The sequence below is a fragment of the Streptomyces sp. NPDC050619 genome (assembly GCF_040654815.1).
Taxonomy (GTDB): domain Bacteria; phylum Actinomycetota; class Actinomycetes; order Streptomycetales; family Streptomycetaceae; genus Streptomyces.
This window is the reverse complement of record NZ_JBFAIR010000075.1, coordinates 1-23,476: the sequence shown is the minus strand read 5'-3', so window position 1 is coordinate 23,476 and position 23,476 is coordinate 1. Positions and strand designations below refer to the sequence as shown.

Annotated in this window: 22 protein-coding genes and 2 pseudogenes; 16 read left to right on the top strand and 8 right to left on the bottom strand. The window is 71.2% G+C overall.

Annotated elements, in window-relative coordinates; genetic code table 11:
* The 7 genes from AB0I77_RS51805 to AB0I77_RS51775 form a co-directional block, all read left to right on the top strand.
* A partial coding sequence (locus AB0I77_RS51805; protein ID WP_363290013.1) for a hypothetical protein occupies window positions 1–228 on the top strand: 228 nt, incomplete at its 5' end.
* 173 nt (window positions 229–401) lie between these two features.
* Window positions 402–1,463, top strand: a complete 1,062-nt coding sequence (locus AB0I77_RS51800) for an alkene reductase (protein ID WP_363290012.1) — start codon at window positions 402–404, stop codon at window positions 1,461–1,463.
* A gap of 85 nt (window positions 1,464–1,548) precedes the next feature.
* Window positions 1,549–2,466 (top strand): alpha/beta hydrolase, encoded by a 918-nt coding sequence (locus tag AB0I77_RS51795; RefSeq protein ID WP_363290011.1) that lies wholly within the window; start codon window positions 1,549–1,551, stop codon window positions 2,464–2,466.
* Window positions 2,467–2,843: 377 nt separating this feature from the next.
* The gene (locus tag AB0I77_RS51790; RefSeq protein ID WP_363290010.1) at window positions 2,844–4,001 is read left to right on the top strand and encodes an AMP-binding protein; all 1,158 of its coding nucleotides are present in this window, start codon (window positions 2,844–2,846) and stop codon (window positions 3,999–4,001) included.
* Window positions 3,998–4,411 carry a hypothetical protein gene (locus AB0I77_RS51785; protein ID WP_363290008.1) on the top strand — a complete coding sequence of 138 codons (414 nt, stop codon included), beginning with the start codon at window positions 3,998–4,000 and terminating at the stop codon, window positions 4,409–4,411. The genes AB0I77_RS51790 and AB0I77_RS51785 overlap by 4 nt, the downstream gene beginning before the upstream one ends.
* 237 nt (window positions 4,412–4,648) lie before the next feature.
* Window positions 4,649–5,338, top strand: coding sequence for a TetR/AcrR family transcriptional regulator (locus AB0I77_RS51780; protein ID WP_363290007.1), 690 nt, complete (start codon window positions 4,649–4,651; stop codon window positions 5,336–5,338).
* A gap of 243 nt (window positions 5,339–5,581) precedes the next feature.
* The gene (locus AB0I77_RS51775; protein ID WP_363290006.1) at window positions 5,582–5,803 is read left to right on the top strand and encodes a hypothetical protein; all 222 of its coding nucleotides are present in this window, start codon (window positions 5,582–5,584) and stop codon (window positions 5,801–5,803) included.
* Window positions 5,804–5,962: 159 nt separating this feature from the next.
* Here AB0I77_RS51775 and AB0I77_RS51770 read toward each other — a convergent pair whose 3' ends face one another.
* Genes AB0I77_RS51770 through pdxA form a run of 3 tightly spaced genes read right to left on the bottom strand, consistent with a single transcriptional unit; the run spans window position 5,963 to window position 9,837 of the window.
* Window positions 5,963–6,646, bottom strand: coding sequence for an SDR family oxidoreductase (locus AB0I77_RS51770; protein ID WP_363290005.1), 684 nt, complete (start codon window positions 6,644–6,646; stop codon window positions 5,963–5,965).
* 51 nt (window positions 6,647–6,697) lie between these two features.
* Complete coding sequence (locus AB0I77_RS51765; RefSeq protein WP_363290004.1) at window positions 6,698–7,510, bottom strand: DeoR/GlpR family DNA-binding transcription regulator; 813 nt, start codon at window positions 7,508–7,510, stop codon at window positions 6,698–6,700.
* Window positions 7,511–7,566: 56 nt separating this feature from the next.
* A complete protein-coding gene (pdxA, locus tag AB0I77_RS51760; protein ID WP_363290003.1) occupies window positions 7,567–9,837 on the bottom strand; it encodes a 4-hydroxythreonine-4-phosphate dehydrogenase PdxA in 2,271 nt (756 codons plus the stop codon).
* Window positions 9,838–10,057: 220 nt separating this feature from the next.
* On the opposite strand from pdxA, the gene AB0I77_RS51755 reads away from it, so the two are divergent.
* The 9 genes from AB0I77_RS51755 to AB0I77_RS51715 all read left to right on the top strand — a co-directional run bounded on the left by AB0I77_RS51755 (window position 10,058) and on the right by AB0I77_RS51715 (window position 19,617).
* Window positions 10,058–11,641 carry an ABC transporter substrate-binding protein gene (locus tag AB0I77_RS51755; RefSeq protein WP_363290002.1) on the top strand — a complete coding sequence of 528 codons (1,584 nt, stop codon included), beginning with the start codon at window positions 10,058–10,060 and terminating at the stop codon, window positions 11,639–11,641.
* Between the two features lie 3 nt (window positions 11,642–11,644).
* Entirely contained in the window at window positions 11,645–12,574 is a 930-nt protein-coding gene (locus tag AB0I77_RS51750; protein WP_363290001.1) for an ABC transporter permease, read from the top strand.
* A gap of 2 nt (window positions 12,575–12,576) precedes the next feature.
* Complete coding sequence (locus AB0I77_RS51745) at window positions 12,577–13,509, top strand: ABC transporter permease (RefSeq protein WP_363290000.1); 933 nt, start codon at window positions 12,577–12,579, stop codon at window positions 13,507–13,509.
* A gap of 3 nt (window positions 13,510–13,512) precedes the next feature.
* Window positions 13,513–14,388, top strand: a complete 876-nt coding sequence (locus AB0I77_RS51740; protein ID WP_363289999.1) for an ABC transporter ATP-binding protein — start codon at window positions 13,513–13,515, stop codon at window positions 14,386–14,388.
* A complete protein-coding gene (locus AB0I77_RS51735) occupies window positions 14,385–15,296 on the top strand; it encodes an ABC transporter ATP-binding protein (RefSeq protein ID WP_363289998.1) in 912 nt (303 codons plus the stop codon). The genes AB0I77_RS51740 and AB0I77_RS51735 overlap by 4 nt, the downstream gene beginning before the upstream one ends.
* Complete coding sequence (locus AB0I77_RS51730; protein WP_363289996.1) at window positions 15,293–16,273, top strand: aldo/keto reductase; 981 nt, start codon at window positions 15,293–15,295, stop codon at window positions 16,271–16,273. The genes AB0I77_RS51735 and AB0I77_RS51730 overlap by 4 nt, the downstream gene beginning before the upstream one ends.
* 188 nt (window positions 16,274–16,461) lie before the next feature.
* On the top strand, window positions 16,462–17,244 hold the full coding sequence (locus tag AB0I77_RS51725) for an aldolase/citrate lyase family protein (protein ID WP_363289995.1): 783 nt from the start codon (window positions 16,462–16,464) through the stop codon (window positions 17,242–17,244).
* Window positions 17,241–18,413, top strand: a complete 1,173-nt coding sequence (locus AB0I77_RS51720) for an exo-alpha-sialidase (protein ID WP_363289994.1) — start codon at window positions 17,241–17,243, stop codon at window positions 18,411–18,413. The genes AB0I77_RS51725 and AB0I77_RS51720 overlap by 4 nt, the downstream gene beginning before the upstream one ends.
* 619 nt (window positions 18,414–19,032) lie before the next feature.
* Window positions 19,033–19,617, top strand: coding sequence for a hypothetical protein (locus AB0I77_RS51715; RefSeq protein WP_363289993.1), 585 nt, complete (start codon window positions 19,033–19,035; stop codon window positions 19,615–19,617).
* A gap of 211 nt (window positions 19,618–19,828) precedes the next feature.
* Here AB0I77_RS51715 and AB0I77_RS51710 read toward each other — a convergent pair.
* The 5 genes and pseudogenes from AB0I77_RS51710 to AB0I77_RS51690 all read right to left on the bottom strand — a co-directional run.
* A pseudogene (locus AB0I77_RS51710) lies at window positions 19,829–20,199 on the bottom strand (MFS transporter); the annotation flags it as partial.
* Window positions 20,200–20,274: 75 nt separating this feature from the next.
* Window positions 20,275–21,021, bottom strand: coding sequence for a response regulator transcription factor (locus AB0I77_RS51705; protein ID WP_363289992.1), 747 nt, complete (start codon window positions 21,019–21,021; stop codon window positions 20,275–20,277).
* 213 nt (window positions 21,022–21,234) lie between these two features.
* Window positions 21,235–21,450, bottom strand: coding sequence for a hypothetical protein (locus AB0I77_RS51700; protein ID WP_363289991.1), 216 nt, complete (start codon window positions 21,448–21,450; stop codon window positions 21,235–21,237).
* A gap of 164 nt (window positions 21,451–21,614) precedes the next feature.
* A pseudogene (locus AB0I77_RS51695) lies at window positions 21,615–22,487 on the bottom strand (carboxylesterase family protein); the annotation flags it as partial.
* A 139-nt stretch (window positions 22,488–22,626) separates the two neighbouring features.
* Window positions 22,627–23,214, bottom strand: coding sequence for a TetR/AcrR family transcriptional regulator (locus AB0I77_RS51690; RefSeq protein WP_363289990.1), 588 nt, complete (start codon window positions 23,212–23,214; stop codon window positions 22,627–22,629).
* Window positions 23,215–23,476 lie beyond the last annotated feature (262 nt).

Here is a 23,476-nt window from a genome sequence, read left to right as displayed (position 1 = left end):
ACGGAGTTCTGGGACGGCTCCGGCGCCGACCTCGAGGCGTTCCCCGACGAGTGGATCATGAGCGCGGACGACGTCGTCGACGCGGCGCTCGCCGGCCTCGACGCCGGGGAGACCGTCACCATCCCGTCACTGCCGGACATCAGCGACTGGGAGTCGTTCGAGAAGGCGCGTCAGACGCTCGTCCCGAACCTGTCGCGGCGGGTCCCGGCCGATCGCTACCGCGGCTGACCGCCGCTCCGACTCCGGCGCGGAAGTCCCTCTGTGACAACGGCACGGCCGCTGCCGCACACGAGTAACCGGGGCCCAGCAGCGCAATGACTGCGGTCATGTCACCGGGCCCATCCGGCCGGCAGCCGGCCACCCCGCAGCTCTCTCTAACCCTTTATTTGCGAGGAACATCGATGTTGAACGCCCTGTGGAACCCGATCACCACCGGGGAGATCTCCCTGCCGCACCGGCTGGCGATGGCCCCCATGACGCGGAATCGCTCCACCCCGGAAGGCATACCCACCGAGCTGAACGCCGAGTACTACGCCCAGCGCGCCTCGCACGCCCTCATCATCACCGAAGGCACCCAGCCCAACGCCGACGGCCAGGGCTACATCCTCACCCCCGGCATCTACTCCGAGGAGCACATCGCAGGCTGGCGCAAGGTCACCGAGGCCGTGCACGGCGTCGACGGACGCATCGTCATCCAGCTCATGCACGCCGGACGGATGTCCCACCCCGACAACACTCCCCACCACCGGCAGCCGGTCGCCCCCTCCCCGGTCCAGCCAGCCGGCGAAATGTTCACCATGTCCGGCCCTCAGGAGATGCCGGTACCGCGCGAACTGTCCACCGAGGAGGTCGCCGCCACGGTCGACGACTTCCGCCGCGCCGCCGCGGCCGCCATCGCGGCCGGTGCCGACGGCGTCGAGATCCACGGCGCCAACGGCTACCTCGTGCACCAGTTCCTCGCCGACAACACCAACCAGCGCACCGACCGCTACGGCGGCTCCATCGAGAACCGCATCCGCTTCGCCGTCGAGGTCGCCACCGCCGTGGCCGAGGAGATCGGCGCCGGCCGCACCGGCTTGCGGATCTCTCCCGGCAACCCGTTCAACGACATCGCGGAGAGCGACACTCACGAGCTGTACCCGGCACTCGTGCGCGCCCTCGCCCCGCTCGACCTCGCCTACCTGCACATCGGCCACGGCGGGGACGACGAACTCCTGCACACCCTCCGCAAGCTGTGGCCGAACACCTTGGTTCTCAACCGGGCCGGCACCGACATCGCCACTCGCGCGAAGGACGTCGAAGACGGCCTGGCCGACATCGTCACCGTCGGCGTGATGGCACTCGCCAACCCCGACCTGGTCGAGCGCGTACGCACCGGAGCGCCGCTGAACACCCCCGACCCCGCCACCTTCTACGGCGGCGGCGAGGCCGGCTACACCGATTACCCCGCCCACACCGCCTGACAACCCCCACCACACCGCCTGACAAACCCCGGAGATACCGGTCCTGGCGGGCTGGTATGCCCAGATGGCCCCATGGAGGTGCCACGTGTCTGAGCACGCTGCTGTTGAACTGAGCCCGGAAGCGATCGAGTTCGCGGACTTCTTCGCCGCAATGGCGATTCCCGAGTCCGAACTGGACACGAATCGGACCCGGGTGGAGAGCTCCCATCTCATGGCGCGGGAGCCGGAGGGCGTCACCTATCGGGAGGTGGACGCGGGTGGCGTGCTGGGTATCTGGTGCGAACCGGTCGACGCCAACACGGACTACGTCCTCCTGCACAGTCATGCCGGGGGTACCGTATTTTCGTCGGCGTTCGTCGACCGGAAGCTCGCCGGCCATATCGCCAAGGCCGCTGGGGCCCCCGTACTGGTCCTGGACTTTAGGCGGGCACCGGAACACAAGTACCCGGCTCAGGTGGACGACGCTGAGGCGGCCTTCAACTGGCTGCTGTCCGAAGGGTATGAGCCGGGGAACATCGTCACGATCGGCCACTCGGTCGGCGGGTTCATCGCCGTCGCCCTGGCGCTTCGCCTCCGCGACAAGAAGCAGCCCCTGCCTGGCGCCGTCGTGTCGATCTCTCCCTGGTGCGACCTCGAGATCGCCAACGAGACCATGGTGACCAACGCCGGGACGGACAAGCTACTCAGCAAGGAGCTGCTGGCCTTCTTCCGGGAGTCCTGGGTCGGCGGCACGGGAATCGAGTTCACGGACACCCGGATCAACCTGAACCGGGCGGACCTGAGCGGTCTGCCTCCAACCCTCGTTTCCTGGGGCACGTACGAGGTCCTGGCCGGCGAGAGCGAGGAGTTCGCCGCCCGCGTCAAGGATGCCGGAATCGACACGACGACCGTGGTCTTCCCCGGAGGCCAGCACTCCTACGTCTACGGCGCCGGCCGGGTTCCGGAGGCCGACGCCGCCATCGCACAGATCGGCGCGTGGGTCCGGGAGAAGACGAAGATCTGACCGAGCGGTACCGGCGCGGCAGTCGCACGACCCGCGCCCCTGCCGGACCGGGACGGTCGACGGACGCCGACATGGCCCGCGGTGGCGCGCAGGTCCGCGACGCCCGCGACCTCGACCCGGTCCCGGTCCCGGTCCTGGTCCCGGTCCGGCAGGCGACGGCCGGGACGGCCGACCACGACGGCGGCTCCAGCTACGCGCGCGCACCACCGCGCGCGCCAGAGTTCGCCGACTCTCCGGTCGCCGTCCTGGCCGGAACGCCACCCTCGAGTTCGCCGCGCTGCCGGGCCGGGAAGTCGACGGCTCCGTGCGGCCTCCGGACTTCGTCCAGACGTGACCTACCACGCCTTCGTCTCACCCCGAGCGCCAGGAGAACGACGATGCACAGCCCGAGCCGCAATGTGCCACGCATCCTGACGGATTCCGTGTCCCGGTACCCGGAGCGCACCGCGATCGTCTTCGGTGACGACCGCATCACCTACAGAGCTCTCGACGCAGCGGTCAACCGGGTCGCGAACCTGCTCGTCTCGCGCGGAATCCGGCCGGGTGACAAGGTCGCACTGTCCTGCCCCAACGTGCCCCACTTCACCAGCGTCTACTTCGGCATCCTCAAGGCCGGGGCGGCGGTCGTCCCGCTGAACGTGCTGTTGAAGGCTCGCGAGGTCGCCTACCACCTCACCGACTCCGACGCGAAGGCGTACTTCGCGTTCGAAGGCACGGCGGAGCTGCCGATCGGGCAGACCGCGTGGGAGGGATTCCAGGCCAGTGAGGGCTGTACCGAGTTCTTCCTGATCGAGGGTGGTGGCGCGCCGTGGGCCGGGGACGGGACGCCGGAGTCGTACGCCGAGGGAGTCGCCGAGCAGCCGGTGACGTTCCAGACGGTCGAGCGGGACGAGGACGACACCGCGGTGGTCCTCTACACCTCCGGCACGACCGGCCGGCCCAAGGGCGCGGAGTTGCGGCACCGCAACGTGTACGACAACGTGCTCGCCGGCATGGACCTGTTCGCCGTAGATCCCGAGCGCCGCCCCGACACGTACCTGTGCGCGTTGCCGCTGTTCCATGCCTTCGGCCAGTCCGTGAGCCAGAACGGCGCCCTCGCCTTCGGCGGCACGATCGTGATGCAGCCGAGGTTCGAGGCGCGGGCAGCCCTGCGTCTCATGCTCGACCACGACGTGTCGCTCTTCGCCGGCGTCCCGACGATGTACTGGGCTCTTCTCGCAGCCCTCGACGACACCGTCGACATCGCCCGCCTGGCCACGAATCTCCGCGTGGCGGTGGCCGGCGGCTCGGCGCTGCCCGCCGAGATCCACAAGCAGTTCACGGACCGCTTCGGCGTCGCGATCCTCGAGGGATACGGACTCTCCGAGACCTCCCCGGCCGCCTCCTTCTCCCGGTTCGGAGAGGAGCCCCGCGTCGGGTCGATCGGCAGGCCGATCCCGGGCGTGGAGATGAAGCTGATTCGCGACGACTGGTCCGAGATCGAGGGCGGCCCCGGCGAGATCGGGAGATCGCGATCAAGGGGCACAACGTCATGAAGGGCTACTACAAACGGCCCGAGGCGACGGCCGAGGCGATCAAGGACGGCTGGTTCCGCTCCGGCGACCTCGCCCGCAAGGACGAGGACGGCTTCTACTACATCGTCGACCGATCCAAAGACTTGATCATCCGCGGCGGCTTCAACGTCTACCCGCGCGAGGTCGAGGAAGTGCTCATGGAGCACCCCGCCGTCTCACTGGTCGCCGTCATCGGCGTACCGCACGACTCCCACGGTCAGGAGGTCAAGGCCGTCGTGGTGAAGAAGGCCGGGAGCGGCACGAGTGAGGAGGAGCTCGCCGCCTGGGCGAAGGAGCGGCTCGCCGCGTACAAATACCCGCGCGTCGTCCAGTTCGTCGATGCACTGCCCTTGACCCCCACCGGCAAGATCATGAAACGCGAACTCGCCTGAGCACGCTGGAGGTTGTCGCATCTGAGCCGACCACCTGGCCCTGCCCAACGGTCCCCCTGGAACAGGCGTCGGCTGCGCTGCGGAACCTGGACGAGCGAAAGCCGGGACTTGTCGCTTCCGCACGTCCGGGTACGTTCGACGGTACCCTGGTAGCTTCTTTCTTTCGCCAGGGCCGGTCTTCCGGTCCGGGCGACCAGCCGCCGCTTTCGACGGAGACGCTCATGGGAGACTGCTGCGGTGACGGCCCAACCTGACTCGCGCGACCGACGTCCGCGCCGAACGGCGCGCAGGCGGGTCGTCGACACCCGGCGGCGGGACGAACTGCTGCGCCAGGCCGAGGCGATCATCCTGGCCGAAGGCTTCACCGCGGTGACCATGGATGAGCTCGCCCAGCGACTGGGGTGCTCCAAGGCGACGCTGTACAGCCTCGCCTCCACGAAGGAACAACTGGTGCTGGCGGTCACCCGTGCCTTCTTCCGGGACGCGACAACCGAGATCGAACAGACTGTCCAGGCCGAGCCCGATCCCAGGCAGCGGATCCGGGTCTACCTCACCGGCGTGGGCACGGCCATGCGCCGCCATTCCCACGCCTTCTACGACGACATGGTCGGCTACGAGCCGACGGCGCAGATCTACCGCACGAACTCCGCCGCCGCGGCGCACCGGGTCCACGAACTGATCGAAGACGGCGTGCAGAGCGGCGTTTTCCGCGCGCTCAACGGACACTTCGCCGCCCACGTCGTCGCGGTCACCATCGACGCGGTCCAGTCGGGGGTCCTCCTGGAGAGGACCGGACTGACCGCCGGCGACGCGTTCTCCGAGCTCGGGGACCTCCTGCTGGACGGGCTCAGTGCGGGGCAGGGAACATCCGAGCCTGGTTCCACAGTCGTCCGCTCACCCCGGGGTCACGTCTCGGCGCCCAGGTGAGGCCCGGCGGAAAAGGGCGGCCCAAACGAAACGGGGAGGTCAGGTAGGGCGGGTGTCGGCATCCCGCCTGGCGGCTGTGCTCCTGTCGTCGCGTTCCCGTGCGAAGGCCGCGCTGAGCACCGGGGCGAACGGATTCGACGCGAGTGTGCCGCGCTCCTCAGCGGAGTACCTGCTGCCCAGCACGTGGTGTCGCTGCTCACCGCGCCGGTCGGCGGACAGTTGGTCCGCCGGTACGGTCCGCGGATGGTCCTGGCGCCGGCCTCGGCGAGCGGCGCGGCGGGCTTCGCCTGGCTCGCCCTGGACCACAGCCGCCCTCCGTCGGTCATCGCGGCAGGCGCGTTCGTGGGCGCTGCCATCAGTCTCGGTTACGCGGCCACGCCGGCGATCATCATGGCCGCCGTGCCGCAGCGCGAGAGCGGCACAGCCGACGGCATCAACTCCATCTCCCGCTCCACTGGCCCGTGATAGCGCTGGTCGCCTGGTTCGGCCTGCGGCACATTCAAGTTGCACAGCACCAATGCCGCCGAAGCAGCGGCGGACCGGGTTGCCGCAGAGAGACTGCGCCGAAACATCGGGACCTTTTTCGTTCCGGTCGCCCAGCAGCCACATCCCGGCGCGCAGATGTCAAAGTGAGGCCCCGGCGCACTGGACGAGTTGCTGTCCGGTGATCGCTCCGCCGTCCGGGCCGAGGAGGAACGCGGTCAGGCCGGCGACCTCGTCGGGAGAGACGAACCGGCCCAGGGGCGGGTGTGCCGGGGGCGTGCGGGCGCGGCCGGGGTCGGACAGCATCGGAGTGTCGGTGGGGCCGGGGGCGATCACGTTGACGGTGATGCCACGGACGGCCAGTTCCGCGGCCCAGGAGCGCGCGAGCGCGGGCAGGGCGGCCTTGGTCGCGGCGTACTGGCTCTTGCCGGGTACGCCGGTCGCGGTACGGCTGCCGACGAGGACCACGCGGGCCCCGTCGGGCAGCCGGTCGGCGAGGGTGTCGACGAGGATCGTGGCGGCGTGTACGTGTACCCGCCACATCAACTCGCCGTCTTCGGCGGACAGTTCGCCCAGCGGTGCCGAGCGCTGGAGCCCGGCGGCGTGCACGACGGCGTCCGGGGCGGGTACGCCGTCGAGGACCCGGACCAGCTCGGTGGGCTCGGCCAGATCCGCCGGGAGCCAGGTCAGCCCCGGCGCGGGGACCGGACGGCGGCGGCTGATCCCGGTGACCTGCCAGCCCTCCCGCAGCAGGCGACCGCTGATCGCCTCGCCGATTCCCGAGCTGACGCCGGTGACCAGGGCGTGCCGTGTCTCAGTGGTCATGGAGCACCCGCCCGACCCGCGTCCCAGGGTGCTCGGCGCTCTCCGTCGAGGTCATGAGGGCGACGTCCGGTGCTCCGGGTCGGTGGACGCCGGCACCTCGGTCAGCACCACCTCGATGCCTCGCCCGCGCAACTCGGCGACGATCGACGGGTCGGCGCCGTCGTCGGTGACGAGGGTCCAGTCGGCCGGGAGCTTCGCCCAGGCGTGGAAGGGGCGGCGGCCGAGCTTCGCCGCGTGCGCGAGGACGTACACATGGTCGGCGCGGCGGGCCATCAGTTCCTTCAGCCGCGTCTGGCGCAGGTCGGCCTCGCAGATGCCGTGCTCGGGCGAGATGCCGTCGGTACCGAGGAAGACCCGGTCGAAGGTCATCCGTTCCAGTGCGGCCTCGGTCAGCGGACCGACGAAGCCCTGGCTCAGCGGCCGCAGAGTGCCGCCGAGACACTCGACGTGCACCGTCTCGACGTCGGAGAGTTCCTGTAGGGCCGTCAGCCCCGTGGTCGCGACCGTCAGTTCCTTCGCGGAGCGCAGTTCGTGGGCGAGGGCGCCCACGGTCGATCCGGCGTCCAGCAGCACCGTCTCACCGGCGCGCACCTCGATGGCGGCGCGGCGCGCGATGGCCCGCTTCTCCTCGAACGCCTCGCCCGTACGCTGCCGCAGCGACGCCTCGGGATGGGCGGTCAGCGCCATGGCGCCGCCGTAGGTGCGGGCCAGCCGGCCGTCGGCGGTCAGCTTGGCGAGGTCGCGGCGGATCGTGGACGGCGTGACACCGAAGCGCTGCGACAACTCCTCGACGCTGGTGAGGCCGGTCGTGGTGGCCACATACAGGATCCGTTCGCGCCGGGCCTTGGATCCGAGGGGAGACATCTGTCGTGAAGTCCTTCTCTGCGCGGACTGCGGACTGCGGACTGCGAGCGGCGGTCTCAGCGGCCCGCTGCGGACGACATCTCGGCTGCCTGGCGCATGGCCTCGACCATGCTACCGGCCTCGGCCACGCCCTTGCCCGCGATGTCGAAGGCCGTTCCATGGTCCACCGAGGTGCGGATGACGGGCAGTCCCACGGTCAGGTTGACGCCCGCCTCGATGCCCAGCACCTTCACCGGGCCGTGCCCCTGGTCGTGGTACATCGCGACGATCAGGTCGTAGTCGCCGCGCCCGGCGAGGAAGAAGGCAGTGTCGGCCGGGAGGGGGCCGCGGGCGTCGATGCCGTCCGCGCGCAGCACGTCGAGGGCGGGGACGATCTTCTCCTCCTCCTCGCCGTATCCGAACAGTCCGTTCTCACCCGCGTGCGGGTTGATGCCGCAGACGCCGATCACCGGCTTCGCGACACCGGCCCGCACCATCGCGTCGTGACCGCGGCGCACCGTGCGCTCGACCAGGCCCGGCTCGATGCGCCGTACGGCGTCGATCAGGCCGATGTGGGTGGTGACGTGAATGACCTTCACCTTGGGCGTGGACAGCATCATCGACACCTCGTCCACGCCGGTGAGGTGTGCCAGCAACTCGGTGTGGCCCGGGTAGAGATGCCCGGCCAAGTGCAGGGCCTCCTTGTTGAGCGGCGCGGTGCAGATGCCGTGCACGGCGCCCTTCAAGGCGAGGTCCGCGGCCACCCGTACGTACTGGTAGGCGGCCTCGCCGGCGACGGCGGACAGTTCGCCCCAGGGCAGGTCGGCGGGGAGCAGGTCGAGGTCCACGACGTTGACGCGGCCCGGCGGGAACTCGGCCTCGCCCGGGGCGTTCACGGAGACGATGTCGCAGTCGGCACCCAGGATCGCGGCGGCCTGCCGCAGTCGCCCGGCATCACCGATGACGACGGGACGGCAGCGGGCGAGGGTGTCCGGGTGCAGCAGCGCCGGGACGATCACCTCAGGGCCGATGCCCGCACCGTCTCCCATGGTCACCGCGATGAGCGGCAGCGAACGGTGGTGGTCGGCGGTCGGGATCGCGTTCACCGGGAGGTCTCCTTGCGGTGGGAGGTGGGGGAGGTCCGGCCGGAGCGCCGTGGCGATCCGCAGCAGGGAATCGGTGTCGCCGAAGCTGCCGGGCCGGGTGACGACATCGCGTCCGTCGGGCGTGCGTGCGTGGACGGCGCCGTGGTGGATCTGGCCGAGCGGCGCCAGGCGCGCGACGCCGAGCGCGTCGAGGACGCGGCGGGCGGTCTCACCACCCGTCAGGACGAGGTCGGCATCGCCCGCGCGGTCGGCGGCGAGGCGAGCGAGTGCGGACACCAGACGGTGTGCCGAAGCGGGCCGGATGCCCGGGCCGTTGTCGATGCTGAGGACGGTGACATCGGCCAGGTCGTCGAAGTTCATGACGTCCGAGGTCGGGGCGTCGGGGTTCACGGATACATGGCGGGCGCCGCGCTGCGTGAGTTGCGCGATCTGCGCAGGCGCGGAGGGATCGGCGGTGCCGACGACGACCAGGAGGGGCCGTCGCGGGCGTCCCGCGCCCGGAGCCGGAACCGCCGTGGTCGCGGCCGACGTCCCGTCGGTACGCCTCAGCAGGCGGCCGACCGCCGCGGCGAGGCCGCTCGTGCCCATCAGACGAACACCGGGCCCGCAGGTGAGTGCCGCCTCGGCGATCAGGTCCAGGTCCGCGTCCGTCTCCGCGTCGCACACCGGAAGGTGTCCGGCGTCGACCGCCGCGCGCAGCACGCCGGGCAACGCGTCGCCCCGTACCGCCTCCAGCGGGACGAGGGTCGTACGGGCGTCCCCGAGCGCGGCGGAGATCGACGGCGGGGGCGCGGTGCTCTCCGCCCGCCAGGCGTCCGTGGTGTGCAGGGGGACGCCGTCGAGATGGACGACACCGCCGCGGACCGTGCGGCCGAGGGCGGGCAGGGCGGTGGCGACGACGACGCCCTCCACGCCTTCGGCGCAGGCGGCCGTTTCGGCGGCGAGGTTGCCCCGCAGCAGCGAGTCGGCCTTCTTCAGCACCAGAACGTCCGAGGGCACGGCGCGCAGTGCCTCGCGTACGCGGCGGGCCGCGTCGGCCGCGGGCAGGGACCGGCAGTCGAGGTCGACGACGACGGCCTCGCCGTACGCGTGCGGGTCCAAGGGCGCCGGGCCGAGCACGATCCGGCCCGGCACGCCGAGCGCCACCGCGGTCTCCGCCGCCCCGGACAGGTCGTCGGCGAGCGCGAGGACACGTCGCGCCACCCGCTCGTCTGGGCAGGGGGCGGGGGAGGGGAAGGGCACATCATCCTCCTGGGCCGGTGGTCGAAGAGAGACACGCGGGGCGGCCTCGGCGCTCGATGATGGCACATCCTGCGCGATGTGCGCGAGACCTCTTGCGTGATCCGCGCAACCGTGGAACGGTTTCCGGCGCGACAGAAACCGACGGCAACCGACGGCCTCCTGCGGGACCGGAGGCCGTCCCGAGCCGGTCGCCGCACAAAGAATCCCCGAGAGGTCGACGATGACCCGAACTCCTCCGAGTGAGACGAGTGAGAAGCCCAGCCGTCGAACCCTGCTGCGCTGGGGCGCCGCGGGCGGCGCCGGTCTCGCTCTCTCCCCGCTGGCCGCCTGTGCCGGACCCACCGGCGCCCCCGGCCCCGGCACCCTCACGCTCGGGCTGAACCGCTCGCTGGTCAGCCTGGACAACAAACTCAACCAGTTCGACGCCGCGGTGACCGTGCAGCGGGCCGTGCGTCAGGCCCTCACGGCCATCGGGCCGGACATGCGACTCACACGAGTCCTCGCCGACCGGTTCGAGATGACCGCGCCGACCACCTGGAGCGTCCGCCTGCGCGACGGGATCCGCTACTCCGACGGCCGGCCCGTGACCGTCGACGACGTGGCCACCGCGGTGCGGCTGTACGGAGAGGTCGCCGGCTCGTTCATCCTCGGCCTGTTCCCCGAACTCCCCGACGTCGAGGCGACGGGCGAACGCACCTTCCTGCTCCACACTCGCAAGCCGGTGCCCGTCCTGGACCGGCTGATGGCCAACATCCTCATCACCCCGGCGAAGGACAACCGGCCCGAGGAACTCCGCTCCGGCGTCGGCACCGGCCCCTACCGGGTGGCCGGCGCCAACAGCGGCGCGGGCGAGTACACCCTGGCCCGCGTTCCGGACTACTGGGGCGGGCGGCCGCCCGTCGAACGGGTCCGGGTCCGCTTCGTACCGGAGGAGTCGAGCCGGGTCGTCGCCCTGCGCAGCGGCGAACTGGACGTCATCGACACCATCACCCCAGACTCCGCCGAACAGCTCACCGGGCTGCCCGGCGTGCACCTGGAGCAGACCTCCGGGGTGCGGATCTGCCAGCTCTTCTACAACTTCCGCAAGCCGCGGGGGCATCCGCTGGCCGACGCCCGGGTGCGCCGGGCGCTGACGTACGCCATCGACGGCGAGTCCCTCGTCCGGGACGTGCTCACCGACTCGGCCGAGCAGGCCCGGGGAGTCGTCCCCCTCAGTCTCCAGGGCGCCGAACCCACCGGGCGCTACGTCCACGACCCCGCACGGGCGCGGCAGCTGCTCAGGTCCCTGGGCGCCGACGGGCTCCGGATCAAAATCATCTGGGAGTCGGGCGAGTTCGCCGCGGACGCCTCCGTGATGGAGGCCGTCGCGGAGATGCTGAAGGAGGTCGGTGTGCGCGCCGCCCTTCAGCAGTTCGAGCCCGGCGGCGACATCCTCAAGTGGCGTCAGGGCAAGGGAGGCGACTGGGACGTCATCGGCAACGGCTTCCCCGGCACCACCGGTCAGGCCACCACCATGCTCCAGGCGATGTACGCGGGCACGGCCGAGGACGAGCGCACCGGTGACGCGTTCATGGGCTACGTCATCCCCGGCATCGCCCGTCAGCTGTCCGACGCGGCCACCGAGACCGACCCCGCCACCCGTGACCGCAAGTTGGCCGCCGCCCAGCACGCCGTCTGGGACACCTGGCCGGCCATGTGGGCCTTCGTGCCGAAGACCGTGCTCGCCCGCCGCGCCCGCGTCGACGGCGTCCGGCTGCTGCCGATCAACTCCTACGACCTGACCGCCGTACGGCTGGAGGGCTGAGTCGTGACCAAGTACCTCGCCCGCCGTCTCGGCCAGAGCCTGCTGACCGTCTTCCTGACCATCTCCACGGTCTTCGTGCTGGTCCGGCTCGCCCCCGGAGACCCCGCCGCCGCATACGCGCCGCCGAGCGCCACCACCGCCGACCTGGAGCGGATCCGCGCCCAGTTCGGCCTGGACAAGCCCATGGTCACCCAGTACGGGATCTTCCTGCGCGACCTGCTGAACGGCGATCTCGGCACCAGCTTCTCCTTCCACGACTCCGCCCTCAGCGTGGTCCTGGACCGCATGCCCTACACGATCACGCTCTCCGTCGCGGCGATCGCCGTCACCGTGGCCGTCGCGGTCCCGCTCGGGGTGTGGATGGCCCGCCACGCCGACACCCCGCGCGAACTCGGCGCCAACGTCCTGACCATCACCGGACAGTCCATGCCGGACTTCTGGACCGGCGTGATGCTGCTGACCGTCTTCGCCGTGCTGCTGCCGGTGCTGCCCGCCTCCGGCTTCACCTCCTGGAGCGGCCTCGTCCTGCCGACCGTCACCATCGCGGCCCTCCAACTCGCCCTCGTCTCACGGCTCGTACGCCGCGAGATGACCTCGGCACTCGCCTCGCCGTACATCACCGTGGCCCGCTCGCGCGGTGTCTCCGAACGGGCCCTCACCTGGCGGTACGCCCTCGCCAACTCGTCCGTCCCGCTGGTCACGGCGGTCGGCACCCGCTTCGCGGCGCTGCTCAACGGCGTCGTGCTGGTCGAGGTCGTCTTCGGCTGGCCCGGCGTCGGGTCCCTCGTCGTCCGCGCCCTGGAGACCCGCGACTACCCGCTCATCCAGGCAACCGTCCTGGTCACGGCGACCCTCGCCATCCTCGTCCAGCTCCTCGTCGACCTCGCCTACCCGCTCCTCGACCCGCGGGTCCGACTCGGAAAGGCGGCCTGACCATGTCCGCCACACTCACACCGTCCGCCGGCAGCACCCGGTCCAGTGCCGTCACCGCCCGGCACCTGGCTCGCGCCACCGCCACCAGGCAGCGGCGCAGCGCCCGCTTCAAACTGTGGGCGGGAGCCCTGTGCACCGCGCTGGTCGCCCTGCCGGTGGCCCTCGCGAGCCTGCTGCCGCTGCCGGACCCGGACGCCCAGAACCTCGCGGGGCGCCGGCTGCCGCCGCTCACCGGCGGGCACCTGTTCGGCACCGACCAGCTCGGACGCGATCTGCTCTCCCGCGTCCTGCACGGCGGCCAGGTGTCGCTGACCGTGGGCGTCCTCGCCGTCGTCGTCTCCGGGCTCATCGGGATCGCCGCGGGGTCGGCGGCCGGCTACTTCGGGGGCTGGATCGACACGGTCGTCAGCCGGCTCCTCGAAGCCCAGATGGCGCTGCCCCTGCTGATGATGCTGCTGCTCGTCGTCGCCCTCTTCGGCCCGTCGGTCACCGTCATCACCTGCGTGATCGCGATCGCCCAGTGGCCGGAAGTGGCCCGGCTGACCCGCTCCCTGGTCCTCGTCGAACGCGAGAAACCGTATGTGGCGGCCGCCCGGCTGCTCGGTATGCGCAGCTGGTCGGTCCTGGGACGGCACATCATCCCCAACGTCCTGCGCCCCGCGAGCCTGGTGGTCCTGCTGCTGCTCGCCCAGGCCGTGCTCCTGGAGAGCGCCCTCAGCTTCCTGGGCGCCGGACCCCAGCGGCCGTTCGCCACCTGGGGCCGCATCATCTCCGACGGGCAGGACTACATCACCACCTCCTGGTGGCTGGTCACGCTCCCGGGCCTGGTCATCGCCCTTCTCGTGGTCGGCGTCAACCTGATGGGCGACGGCCTGCGAGACCGCATCCGTACAACCAAGACGACCAAGACGACCAAGCCCGCGAAGGGAGCCTGAGCCATGACCGCCGACACCGCCTCCGGCCCCGCCCCCGCCTCCGGCCCCCTGCTGGAGGTCGAGGACCTGCAGATCGAACTGGTCACCCATCGAGGCGTGGTCCGCGCCGTCGACGGCGTGAGTTTCACCGTCCGACGCGGCGAGACCGTCACGCTCATCGGGGAGTCCGGCTCCGGCAAGTCCACCACGGCGATGGGCCTGCTGCGGCTGCTGCCCGAAAGACTCGCCGTGCTGTCCGGCACCGCCCGCATCGGCGGCGAGGACGTCGTCACCGACCCCGGGGCGGCCCGGCGGGCGCGCGGCCGCACCGTGTCCCTCATCCCCCAGGACCCGATGACCGCGCTCAGCCCCGTCCACACCGTCGGGCGCCAGCTCGGCGAGGCCCTGCGGCTGCGCCACCCCGGCCTGTCCCGGGCCGAGGCCCGCGAGCGCGGCACCCACCTGCTGGACCAGGTACGGATCAGCAGGCCCGAAACGCGCTGGAAGGCGTACCCGCACCAGTTCTCCGGCGGCATGCTCCAGCGCGTCCTCATCGCCGTCGCACTGGCCGCCGAACCAGAGTTGCTGGTCGCCGACGAACCCACCTCCGCGCTGGACGCCACCGTCCAGGCGAGCGTCCTCGACCTGCTGATGGACCTTCAGGAACGCACCGGTGTGGGCATGTTGATGATCACCCACGACCTCGGCGTCGCCCGGCTGGTGTCCGACCGTATCCACGTCATGAAGGAGGGCCGGTTCGTCGAGTCGGGGCCGGCCCAGCAGATCGTCGAGCGGCCCGCACACCCGTACACCGGGAAACTGCTCGCGGCCGTCCCGAGCCTCGGGCCGTGGGACGAGGACGGGCTCGACGACCACGCCCCACAGGGAGCCGCCCGATGAGCCAGGCAACAGTGACACCGGACGCGGCCGACGCCGTAGACACGTCGGCGTTTCTCGCCGTCGAGGACCTCGTCGTCGACTACCCCACGCCGGCCGGCCCCGTGCGCGCCGTCGACCACGTCAGCTTCAGCGTGCCCCGCGGCGGCTCACTCGCCGTCGTCGGCGAGTCGGGCAGCGGCAAGTCGACCATCGCCTGCGCGATCGTGCGGCTGCTCAAGCCTGCCTCCGGGCGGATCGTGCTGGACGGCACCGACCTCGCCGCGCTGCCCGAGCGGCGTCTGCGGCCACTGCGGCGCCGCGCCCAGATGGTCTTCCAGGACCCCTACGGATCCCTCGCGCCGCACCTGACCGCCCTGGAGATCGTGGCCGAACCGCTGCGCGTCGCGGGCGTGAAGGACAAGACCGAACGGCGCCGCCGCGCCACCGGACTGCTCGACCGCGTAGGACTGCCGGCCTCGGCACTCGAACGACGGCCCGCTGAGTTCTCCGGCGGACAGCGCCAGCGCATCGGCATCGCCCGCGCCCTGGCCTCGGAACCCGACCTGCTGGTGTGCGACGAGGCCACCTCGGCCCTCGACGTGTCCGTGCAGGCCCAGGTCCTCGATCTGCTGCGCGAACTGCGGGAGGAGACCGGCATCACGTACATCGTCATCGCCCACCACCTCGGTGTGGTGCGCGAGATCAGCACCGATGTCGTCGTCCTGAAGGCGGGACGGGTCGTCGAGCGCGGCCGTACCGCCGACGTCCTCGCCGCCCCCGCCGAGCCCTACACCCGCGCACTGCGCCGCGCCGCCCTCGACCCCACGGCGATACGGGGACTCAAACCCCGCACCCGGGCGGCCTCGACCACGGCCGCACCGCAGCCGCACGCCCCCCTTACCACCTCACCGGAAGGACCCGGCAAGTGACCACCGGCATCGACCTGCCGAACGTACCCGTGCCCCTGTCCCGGCTCGTCCTCGGCACCATGACGTTCGGCGACACCGTCGACCGGGCCGGCGCCGCGGACATGCTCGAGACGGCGCTGGAGGCCGGCATCACCGGCGTGGACACCGCGAACGGCTACGCAGGCGGCGAGAGCGAACGTATCCTCGCCGAGCTGCTCCCCGCCCACCGCGACCGGATCGTGCTCGCCACCAAGGCCGGCATACCGCACCCCGACCAGGCGGAGCACGCCCCGCTGTCCGCCCCCGGCCTGCGGGCTGCCCTGGAAGGCAGCCTCAAGCGACTCGGCACCGACCGCGTCGACCTCTTCTACCTGCACCAGCCCGACCGGGCCACGCCCCTGGCCGAAACCCTCGCCACCGTCGCCGAGTTGGTCGCCGAGGGGAAGGTCCTCGCGCTCGGCGTCTCCAACTACGCCGCCTGGCAGATCGCCGAACTGGTGCGCGTCGCCGACGAGGTGGGTGCCCCACGCCCGGTCGTCGCCCAGCAGCTGCACAACCTGCTCGCCCGCCGGATCGAGGAGGAGTACGTCGAGTACGCCGCCGTCACCGGTCTGCGCACCATGGTCTACAACCCGCTCGGCGGCGGCCTCCTCACCGGACGGCACCGCTACGAGCAGGCCCCCGAGGCCGGCCGGTTCGCCGACTCCCGGCTCGCGGACATGTACCGGCAACGCTACTGGGACCCGCGCCTGTTCGCCGCGGTCACCGAACTGAGCCGTATCGCAGAGGACTTCGGTGTCCCGCTCACCGAACTGGCCCTGCGCTGGCTCCTCGACCGGAACTCGACCGACGCCCTGCTGCTCGGCGGTTCCCGGACCGACCACCTGCGCGCCAACCTCGCCGCCGCGCAGGCCGGACCACTGCCCCCCGACGTGACCGCCGCCTGCGACGAGGTCGGCGCCGGTCTGCGTGGTCCCATGCCCGCGTACAACCGCTGAGTCCTGTAGGCGACTTCGTCGCCTCGCCTCCTGCGAAGGACACTTGCCCATGACTCCCGCGGAGTTCACCGGCGTCTGTGACGAGGTCGGCGCCGGTCTGCGTGGTCCCAGGCCCGCGTACAACCGCTGAGCCCCGTAAGCGACTTCGACGCCCCCGTCCCCGCCCCCCTGCGAAGGAACACCTGCCCATGACCACCCCTGCGGAGTTCACCGCCGCCCTGCGCGCCCGCGAGCAACTGCTCGGCTACTGGTGCCTGTTGGACGCGCCCGTGGCCACCGAACGCATCGCCCGCCTCGGTTACGACTACGTCGCCCTGGACGCCCAGCACGGCCTGTTCGGCTACTCCGGCATGCTCGACAACCTCCTCGCGATCGACAGCCGGGGCTCCACGGCCGTCGGCCTGGTCCGGGTGGAGGCCAACGACCCCGCCCCGATCGGCCGTGCCCTCGACGCGGGCGCGACCGGAGTGATCGTGCCGCTGGTCGACACCGCCGCGCAGGCCGCCGAGGCCGTGGCCGCGGTCCGCTACCCGCCCCTCGGCCGCCGCTCCTACGGCCCGATGCGCTCGGCGCTGAGGATCGGCCCCGACCCGGCCGACACGCACGACAGCACGGTAGTCCTCGCCATGATCGAGACGGCCGAAGGACTCGCCGACGTCGAGGCGATCTGCGCGACGCCGGGCCTCGACGGCGTCTACGTCGGCCCCTCCGACCTGCGCATCGGCCTCGGCGGCGCCTCGTCCACGGACCCGAACCTGGCCGATGCCTTCGAGGCCGCGCTGGGCACCGTACGCGAGGCGGCGGCGGCCGCCGGAATCGCCGCGGGCATCCACAACCCGGACGGGGCTAGCGCCGCCAAGCGCCTCGCCGAGGGCTTCACCTTCGCGACCGTCGCCTGCGACCTGGTGCACCTGGAACAGACCGCCCGCCAACACCTGGCCGCTGCCCGGACCCCTGGAGAGGCACTGTGACGAATCGACTCCTCGACGGCTTCGCCCGCACCGACACCACGCTGCCCGCACCGACCGTGCAGAGCCACGCCGCCAACCTCACCGTGCTGCCCGGCGGGGACCTCGGCGGCGTCTGGTTCGGCGGCACGCAGGAGGGCATGGCGGACATCAGCGTGTGGTTCTCCAGGCTCGCCCCCGGCACCACGACGTGGACGGAGCCCGTCCGCCTCTCGGACGACCCGGCACGCTCCGAGCAGAACCCCGTGCTCTTCCCCCTGCCCTCGGGCGCCCTGTGGCTGCTGCACACCGCCCAGCGAGGCGGAGACCAGGACACCGCCGAGGTACGGCTGCGCGTCAGCCACGACCACGGCACGACCTGGGAGGCGACCCGCACCCTGTTCCCCGCGACCCCGGGCGTGGGCGGCGTCTTCGTCCGCCAGCCACCCGTCGTCCTGCCCACCGGCCGACTGCTGCTGCCCGTCTTCCGCTGCCGGACCGCCCCCGGCGAGAAGTGGTCGGGCGACCTCGACACCAGCGCCGTCATGATCAGCGACGACGACGGCAGTACCTGGCACGAGCAGCCCGTGCCCGGCTCCACGGGCCTGGTCCACATGAACGTCCACCGGCTGCCGGACGGCTCCCTGCTCGCCCTCTACCGCAGCCGCCGCGCCGACGCCGTGCACCGGTCCGTATCACTGGACGACGGCGACACCTGGAGCGAGCCGCAACCGCTGGACCTGCCGAACAACAACTCCTCGATCCAGTACGTCCCGTTGGCCGACGGCCGCCTGGCCCTCGTCTACAACCACAGCAGCGCCGCCGACGCCACCGCCCGCCGAGTCTCCCTGTACGACGAGATCGACGACACGGGCTCACTCGCCGACGGCAAGGCCCCGGAGGGCTCGACGACGACGGCCGTACGGCAGACTCCCTCGACGGCGTTCTGGGGTGCCCCGCGCGCGCCGCTCAGCCTCGCCCTCTCGTCCGACGGCGGCCTGACCTGGCCGCTGCGCGCCGACCTCGTGACCGGCGACGGCCACTGCCTCACCAACAACTCCCGCGACGGCCTCAACCGCGAACTGTCCTATCCCTCGATAACGCAGACACCGGACGGCGCTCTCCACATCGCCTACACCCACCACCGAAAGGTCATCCGCCACATCAGGCTCACCCCGCAGAACGCGAGGTGAGTGACCGCTCGGGCCGCTCGGGTCGCTCGGCCGGTCGAGCCTCGATGGCCGAGTGGGGTGGAGGCCAAGGCGGGATGCGGCTCGCGTCTGTCTCGTCTCACACGTACCGCACCGATGCGCCGCGCCGTCTTCCCGCGCCGGGGCGGGGAGGTCGGACCGCTCGTGGTCGACGAAGCGCACTTCGTGAAGAACCTGTAGGCCGAGCGGCCCAGGCGGTCGCCCTGTGGGCGGAGCGTTGCGGGCGCGCCTTTTCACGACGGAACCCCGATGGAGACCCGGATTGTTGAGTTCCGCCACCTGGTCCGGATGCTCGACGGTGACGGCGACGTCGTGGCTGGCTCCGGGAGATCGTCAGCACCCTTGAGCAGGTCTCCCAACTGGCCATGTTCATCCCCCTGTTGATCGGGACCGGCGGCAACGCGGGGGCGCAGGCGGCCGCCTCTCCGCCACTCATGTGAGTACGGTCATAATCCTAAATTCGCCCAGGTCCTTGCAGGCCCGCCGGCTCGCGACTTATTGTCGAATGGTCGTAATGCAAAAGGGAGTGGGCGGGCGGCAGCGGGTGCACCTCGTTGCCGGGCCAGGAGGCCATCAGCTCCCTCATCCGAAGGGACATCCCATGAAGTCGCTGGTCTCGCCGAAGCCGGGGACGGCCGACCAGGCCCGGGATGCGGAGCGGACGGCGACCGACCCGGCCGCGGCACGACGGACCCCGGCCACCCCCGGCCCACTCGCCTCCTTCGCCCGGTTCGTCCTGTTCGGCGGCGGTGTCGGGGTCGCTTCCAGCGCTGCCGTGGCCGGGCTCGCCGGGCTGATGCCCTGGGTTGCGGCGAACGCTCTGATCACCGTCGCCTCGACTCTCCTCAGTACGGAGCTCCACGCACGTTTCACCTTCGGGGCAGGGCATGCCGGATGGCGTGAGCACTGGCAGTCCGCGGGGTCGGCCACGGCCGCCTACGTGGTGACCTCCACCGCGGTGCTCGTCCTGCACCTCGTGCAGCCGTCGGCCGGAGTGCTCTACGAGCAGGTCGTCTACCTCACCGCCGCCGGGCTCGCCGGTATCGGGCGCTTCCTGGTGCTGCGTGTGTTCGTCTTCGCCGCTGGCCGGACCCGGACCCGGACCACGGTGCGGGCCATGAGCCCGGCGCCGGCGCGGGAAGCGGGCGCCAAGGTGTCCCTGCTCTTCCCGGTACCGGCGCTGTGAGCAAACCGTGGCTTCTGGCCCCCGTGCGAGTTCGTACGGAGGGGGAGGTGCGAAGTGCGAGGTGCCCCAAGGTCCGCAGCGTCTGCGGCGGGCCTTGGGGCACCTGTCCGACACAGCACCGTCCGTCGGTGGCGGTCTCGATGCCTACGACGATGCGGGCGTACGAGGCGTGCCGGGCGGGGCGCGAAGCTCAGGTGGCGGCTGTGGGCCGTCCCATGGCGACGGCGAGGCCGCTGGCCGCGCCCCAGACGCCGAAGGCGACACCGCGCCGGTCGGCCGGGACGGCCGCCGACAGCAGGGTGAGCGTCAGAGGGGTGATGATCGCGGCGTGGAAGCCCTGCACGGCACGGGCGGCGATCAGTTCGTTCATGCCCGGGGCGAGGGCGACCGCGGCGGAGGCGGCGGTGACGATGCCCAGCCCGAGGACGAACAGCCGGCGGCGGCCGAAACGATCACCCACGGGGAGGCGCCGAACATCATCAGCACGGCGAAGGTGAGCGTGTAGGCGCTCACCGTCCACTCCAGCTCTTCCAGGCCGCCGCCGAGGAATCCGGCCACGCTGGTGATGACCACGGCCCACACGGCGCTGCCGCGCCGGGCCGGTTGCTGGCTTTGCTGTTCAGCGGCAGGCTAGTGGGGATTTCGCGTAACTGGGCCTCAGCCGGCTGCGGGCAGAGCGTCAGGACCTCTGCGGTCGGCGCCGGCTGCGCGCCGCGGTGCTGGTCGTGCGGGCCTGACCAGTCCGGTGTCGTAGGCGAAGATCACGGCCTGGACGCGGTCGCGGGCGCCGATCTTGGCGAGGATGTGGCTGACGTGGGTCTTCACGGTGGATTCGGCCAACGACAACCGTTCGCCGATCTCGAGGTTGCTCCAGCCGGAGGCGATGGCGGTCAGCACCTCGCGCTCGCGCTGGGTCAGGGATTCGCGTTCGCGCTGGGGCAGGAAGGCGATCTGCCGCTTTTGGCCGGGGGTGCGGCCGGGCAGCCGGTCGGAGAAGACGTCGATGAGCTCGCGAGTCAGGCCGGGGGCGATGACCACGTCCCCGGCGGCCACGGCCCGGATACCGGTGACGAGTTCGTCAGGCAGTGCGTTCTTCAGCAGAAACCCCCTGGCACCGGCGCGCAGGGCGTCGTAGGCGTGCTCGTCGATGTCGAAGGTAGTCAGGACCAGGACGTGGGAGTGGCCTCCGGACTCGACGATGCGGCGGGTGGCCTCGATACCGTCCATGCCGGGCATCCGTACGTCCATGAGCACGACGTCGGGGCGCAGTTCGGCGGCTTTGCGGACCGCTTCGGCGCCGTGGGCGGCCTCGCCCACCACGGTCAGATCCGGGTGCTGTTCCAGAAGCATCCGGAAGCCGAAGCGCTGCAGGGCGTGGTCGTCGACGATGAGAACGGTGGTCATGCCAAGTCTCCGTGGGGGCGGTGGTGGGGTGGTGGGGGCGGTGGCGGGGACATGCCGACCGGCCTCTGGTCGCCGCCGTCATGGCCGTCCACCCGTGGGTTGCACGACGGTCCGGTGTCCTCGGCAGTGACGTCTACCGCGTCCAGGCCGAGGGCGGGGGGTGACGATGACGTGTGCCGCGGTGTACGGGGACGGCGTACTTGACGATGTTGGTCAGGACTTCCTGGACGAAGCTGTGAACGGCGAGCTGCAGCTCTGGGGGAGGCCTGCCGTGTCGCCCTCGGTGTACGGGGTGTCGTCCGGCTTCTCGCCGTCGTCGCGGATGACGGTGCCAGCGGCGTACTTCTCCTTGCGGCCGTTGCTGAGCGTGCTGAGGCCTCCGGTGGTCGGGAAGACGGCGTACCGCAGTTTCGCGAATGCGCTGATCACGTTTCCGACGCTACTGATGAAGGGATGGCAGCGGATCCGTCACCGTATCGGTCATGGGGGAAGGGCGTTGAAGGCGTGGTCCGCCCAGATGCGGCGGGTGGTGTCGGCCAGGTAGGGCGTGACGGTGGGTTCGGTGTCGGTGAGCTGAGTGAGGCGCTGTTCGGTGTCGGCAGGATCTCCCCGTCGACGACCGGCGAGAAGGGAGTCACCGAGTGCGTCACTGGCCTCCAGCGGTCCTCGTACTGGGCCATCCTCGCGGCCACCGCGTCGCCCACCGCGGCCAGCGCGGCCGGCTCGATGGAGGAGAGGTCGGCCAGTGTCGGCCGCAGCCCGAGTTCGGCGGCGCACGCGACGGCGATGTCGTCGGCCAGTTCCGGGGAGTAGAAGGTGCCCGACACGCTCTGCGCGATCGCCCGCCGGAACAGTCCGGCGGCCCGGGGCATGACCATCAGCGCGGCGATCGAGCCGGCCCCGGCGGACTCGCCGAAGACCGTCACCCGGCCCGGATCGCCGCCGAACGCGGCGATGTTGTCCCGCACCCACTCCAGCGCGGCCACCTGGTCGAGCAGCCCCCGGTTGGCCGGCGCGCCCTCGATCCGTGCGAAACCCTCCATGCCCACGCGGTAGTTCAGTGTCACCACCACGCCTGCGCGGCCGGCGAGGCCCCGTCGTAGTCGGGCTGACCCGTGTGTCCGGCCACATAGGCACCGCCGTAGATCCACACCATGACCGGGAGGGCCGCTGCGGATCCACTGCCGTGAGCGGAGGACCAGACGTTCACCGTCAGCCACTCGTTCTCCCCGCCACCTCCCAGGGCAGGACGGGCCCGAATGCGGAGGACTGTGGCGGCGGAGGCCCGTAGGCAGCGGCCTCGCGCACCCGTCCCACGGCAGAGTGGGCCGGGGCGCCGCGAAACGCCGTTCGCCGACTGGTGGCTGGGCGAAGGGAATGCCGCGGAAAACGACGAGGCCGTCCTCACCGCGGCCCCGCACGGTCCCACCGCTGACCTGGACCTCGGGGTGGCCGGGGATGCTCATGGACGACTCCCCTGGGGGCGGGTGGGTCGGCGGCACTGCCAGGAGTGTGATGATCCGCTGCCGTCGACGATGTGCGGCAACGGCCGTGTGCCGCTCCGGTCAGTGCAGGTCACGGCATTGGCGGCACTTGAGCGGGGGATCAGTTGTGCTGGTCGGCATCCATCAGTGTCAGGGCGTTGCGGATGCCCTGTTCGAGGAGTTGGTCGGCGAGTTGCCGGTCGGTGAGGGCGCGGGAGAGTTGCAGGGTTCCGGCGAGCATGCCGAGGAGGCCGAGTGCCTTCAGTCGTGCTGAGGGTGGATCGTGGGGTGCCAGGCGGGCGGCGAAGTCGTCGATGAGGACGAGTGCGCCGTTGGTGTAGGCCTGTCGGGTGGGGTCTGTGGAGCGTGCGATCTCGTCGAGGAGGGCGGCGTTGGGGCAGCCGTCCTCGATGTTGTCACGTTGCTCGGGGGAGAAGTACCAGCGCACGACCTGTTCGAGTCCGGCGCGGCCGGGTGCGGCCTGGGCGACGATGTTGGCGTGTTGTGCGCGCATCTGGTCGGCGACCGCGGTGGCGACGAGTTCGTCCTTGGAGGGGAAGTAGGCGTAGAAGGTGCCGTTGGTCAGGCCGGCGTCCTTCATGAGGGTCGAGACGCCGGAGCCGTCGATGCCGTCCTGCTTGAGCCGGCGGCCGGCCGTCGTGATGATCCGCTGCCGTGTCTCCTGTTTGTGTTCTTTCGTGTACCGCATGTTGTGTTCCTCCATGGCAGCCGGGGTGTGCGGCCCGGGCTGGCTCTCTGGTCGAGTCAGTGTGTCGCGCGTCGGTTGGGGCCCGAGGTTGGCGGGGGCCCACAGGCTGTGGTGGACGGTGCCGTCGTCGCCACGGGTGTGGCCGCTGATCGCCTCGCCCACTTGCGGGTGGGCGTCAGTTCGGCATCCGGTTGAACTTGCGGACGATGCGGTCGAAGATCCGGGCCGGGAGGACGCGGTGGAACACGCTGATGCCGGCGGC

Coding starts and splice junctions, on each gene's coding strand:
- AB0I77_RS51800 (WP_363290012.1), top strand. CDS start 402: ATGTTGAACGCCCTGTGGAACCCGATCACCACCGGGGAGATCTCCCTG.
- AB0I77_RS51690 (WP_363289990.1), bottom strand. CDS start 23,214: ATGCGGTACACGAAAGAACACAAACAGGAGACACGGCAGCGGATCATC.
- AB0I77_RS51790 (WP_363290010.1), top strand. CDS start 2,844: ATGCACAGCCCGAGCCGCAATGTGCCACGCATCCTGACGGATTCCGTG.
- AB0I77_RS51735 (WP_363289998.1), top strand. CDS start 14,385: ATGAGCCAGGCAACAGTGACACCGGACGCGGCCGACGCCGTAGACACG.
- AB0I77_RS51770 (WP_363290005.1), bottom strand. CDS start 6,646: ATGACCACTGAGACACGGCACGCCCTGGTCACCGGCGTCAGCTCGGGA.
- AB0I77_RS51705 (WP_363289992.1), bottom strand. CDS start 21,021: ATGACCACCGTTCTCATCGTCGACGACCACGCCCTGCAGCGCTTCGGC.
- AB0I77_RS51765 (WP_363290004.1), bottom strand. CDS start 7,510: ATGTCTCCCCTCGGATCCAAGGCCCGGCGCGAACGGATCCTGTATGTG.
- AB0I77_RS51785 (WP_363290008.1), top strand. CDS start 3,998: ATGAAGGGCTACTACAAACGGCCCGAGGCGACGGCCGAGGCGATCAAG.
- AB0I77_RS51725 (WP_363289995.1), top strand. CDS start 16,462: ATGACCACCCCTGCGGAGTTCACCGCCGCCCTGCGCGCCCGCGAGCAA.
- AB0I77_RS51740 (WP_363289999.1), top strand. CDS start 13,513: ATGACCGCCGACACCGCCTCCGGCCCCGCCCCCGCCTCCGGCCCCCTG.
- AB0I77_RS51775 (WP_363290006.1), top strand. CDS start 5,582: ATGGTCCTGGCGCCGGCCTCGGCGAGCGGCGCGGCGGGCTTCGCCTGG.
- AB0I77_RS51745 (WP_363290000.1), top strand. CDS start 12,577: ATGTCCGCCACACTCACACCGTCCGCCGGCAGCACCCGGTCCAGTGCC.
- AB0I77_RS51755 (WP_363290002.1), top strand. CDS start 10,058: ATGACCCGAACTCCTCCGAGTGAGACGAGTGAGAAGCCCAGCCGTCGA.
- AB0I77_RS51715 (WP_363289993.1), top strand. CDS start 19,033: ATGAAGTCGCTGGTCTCGCCGAAGCCGGGGACGGCCGACCAGGCCCGG.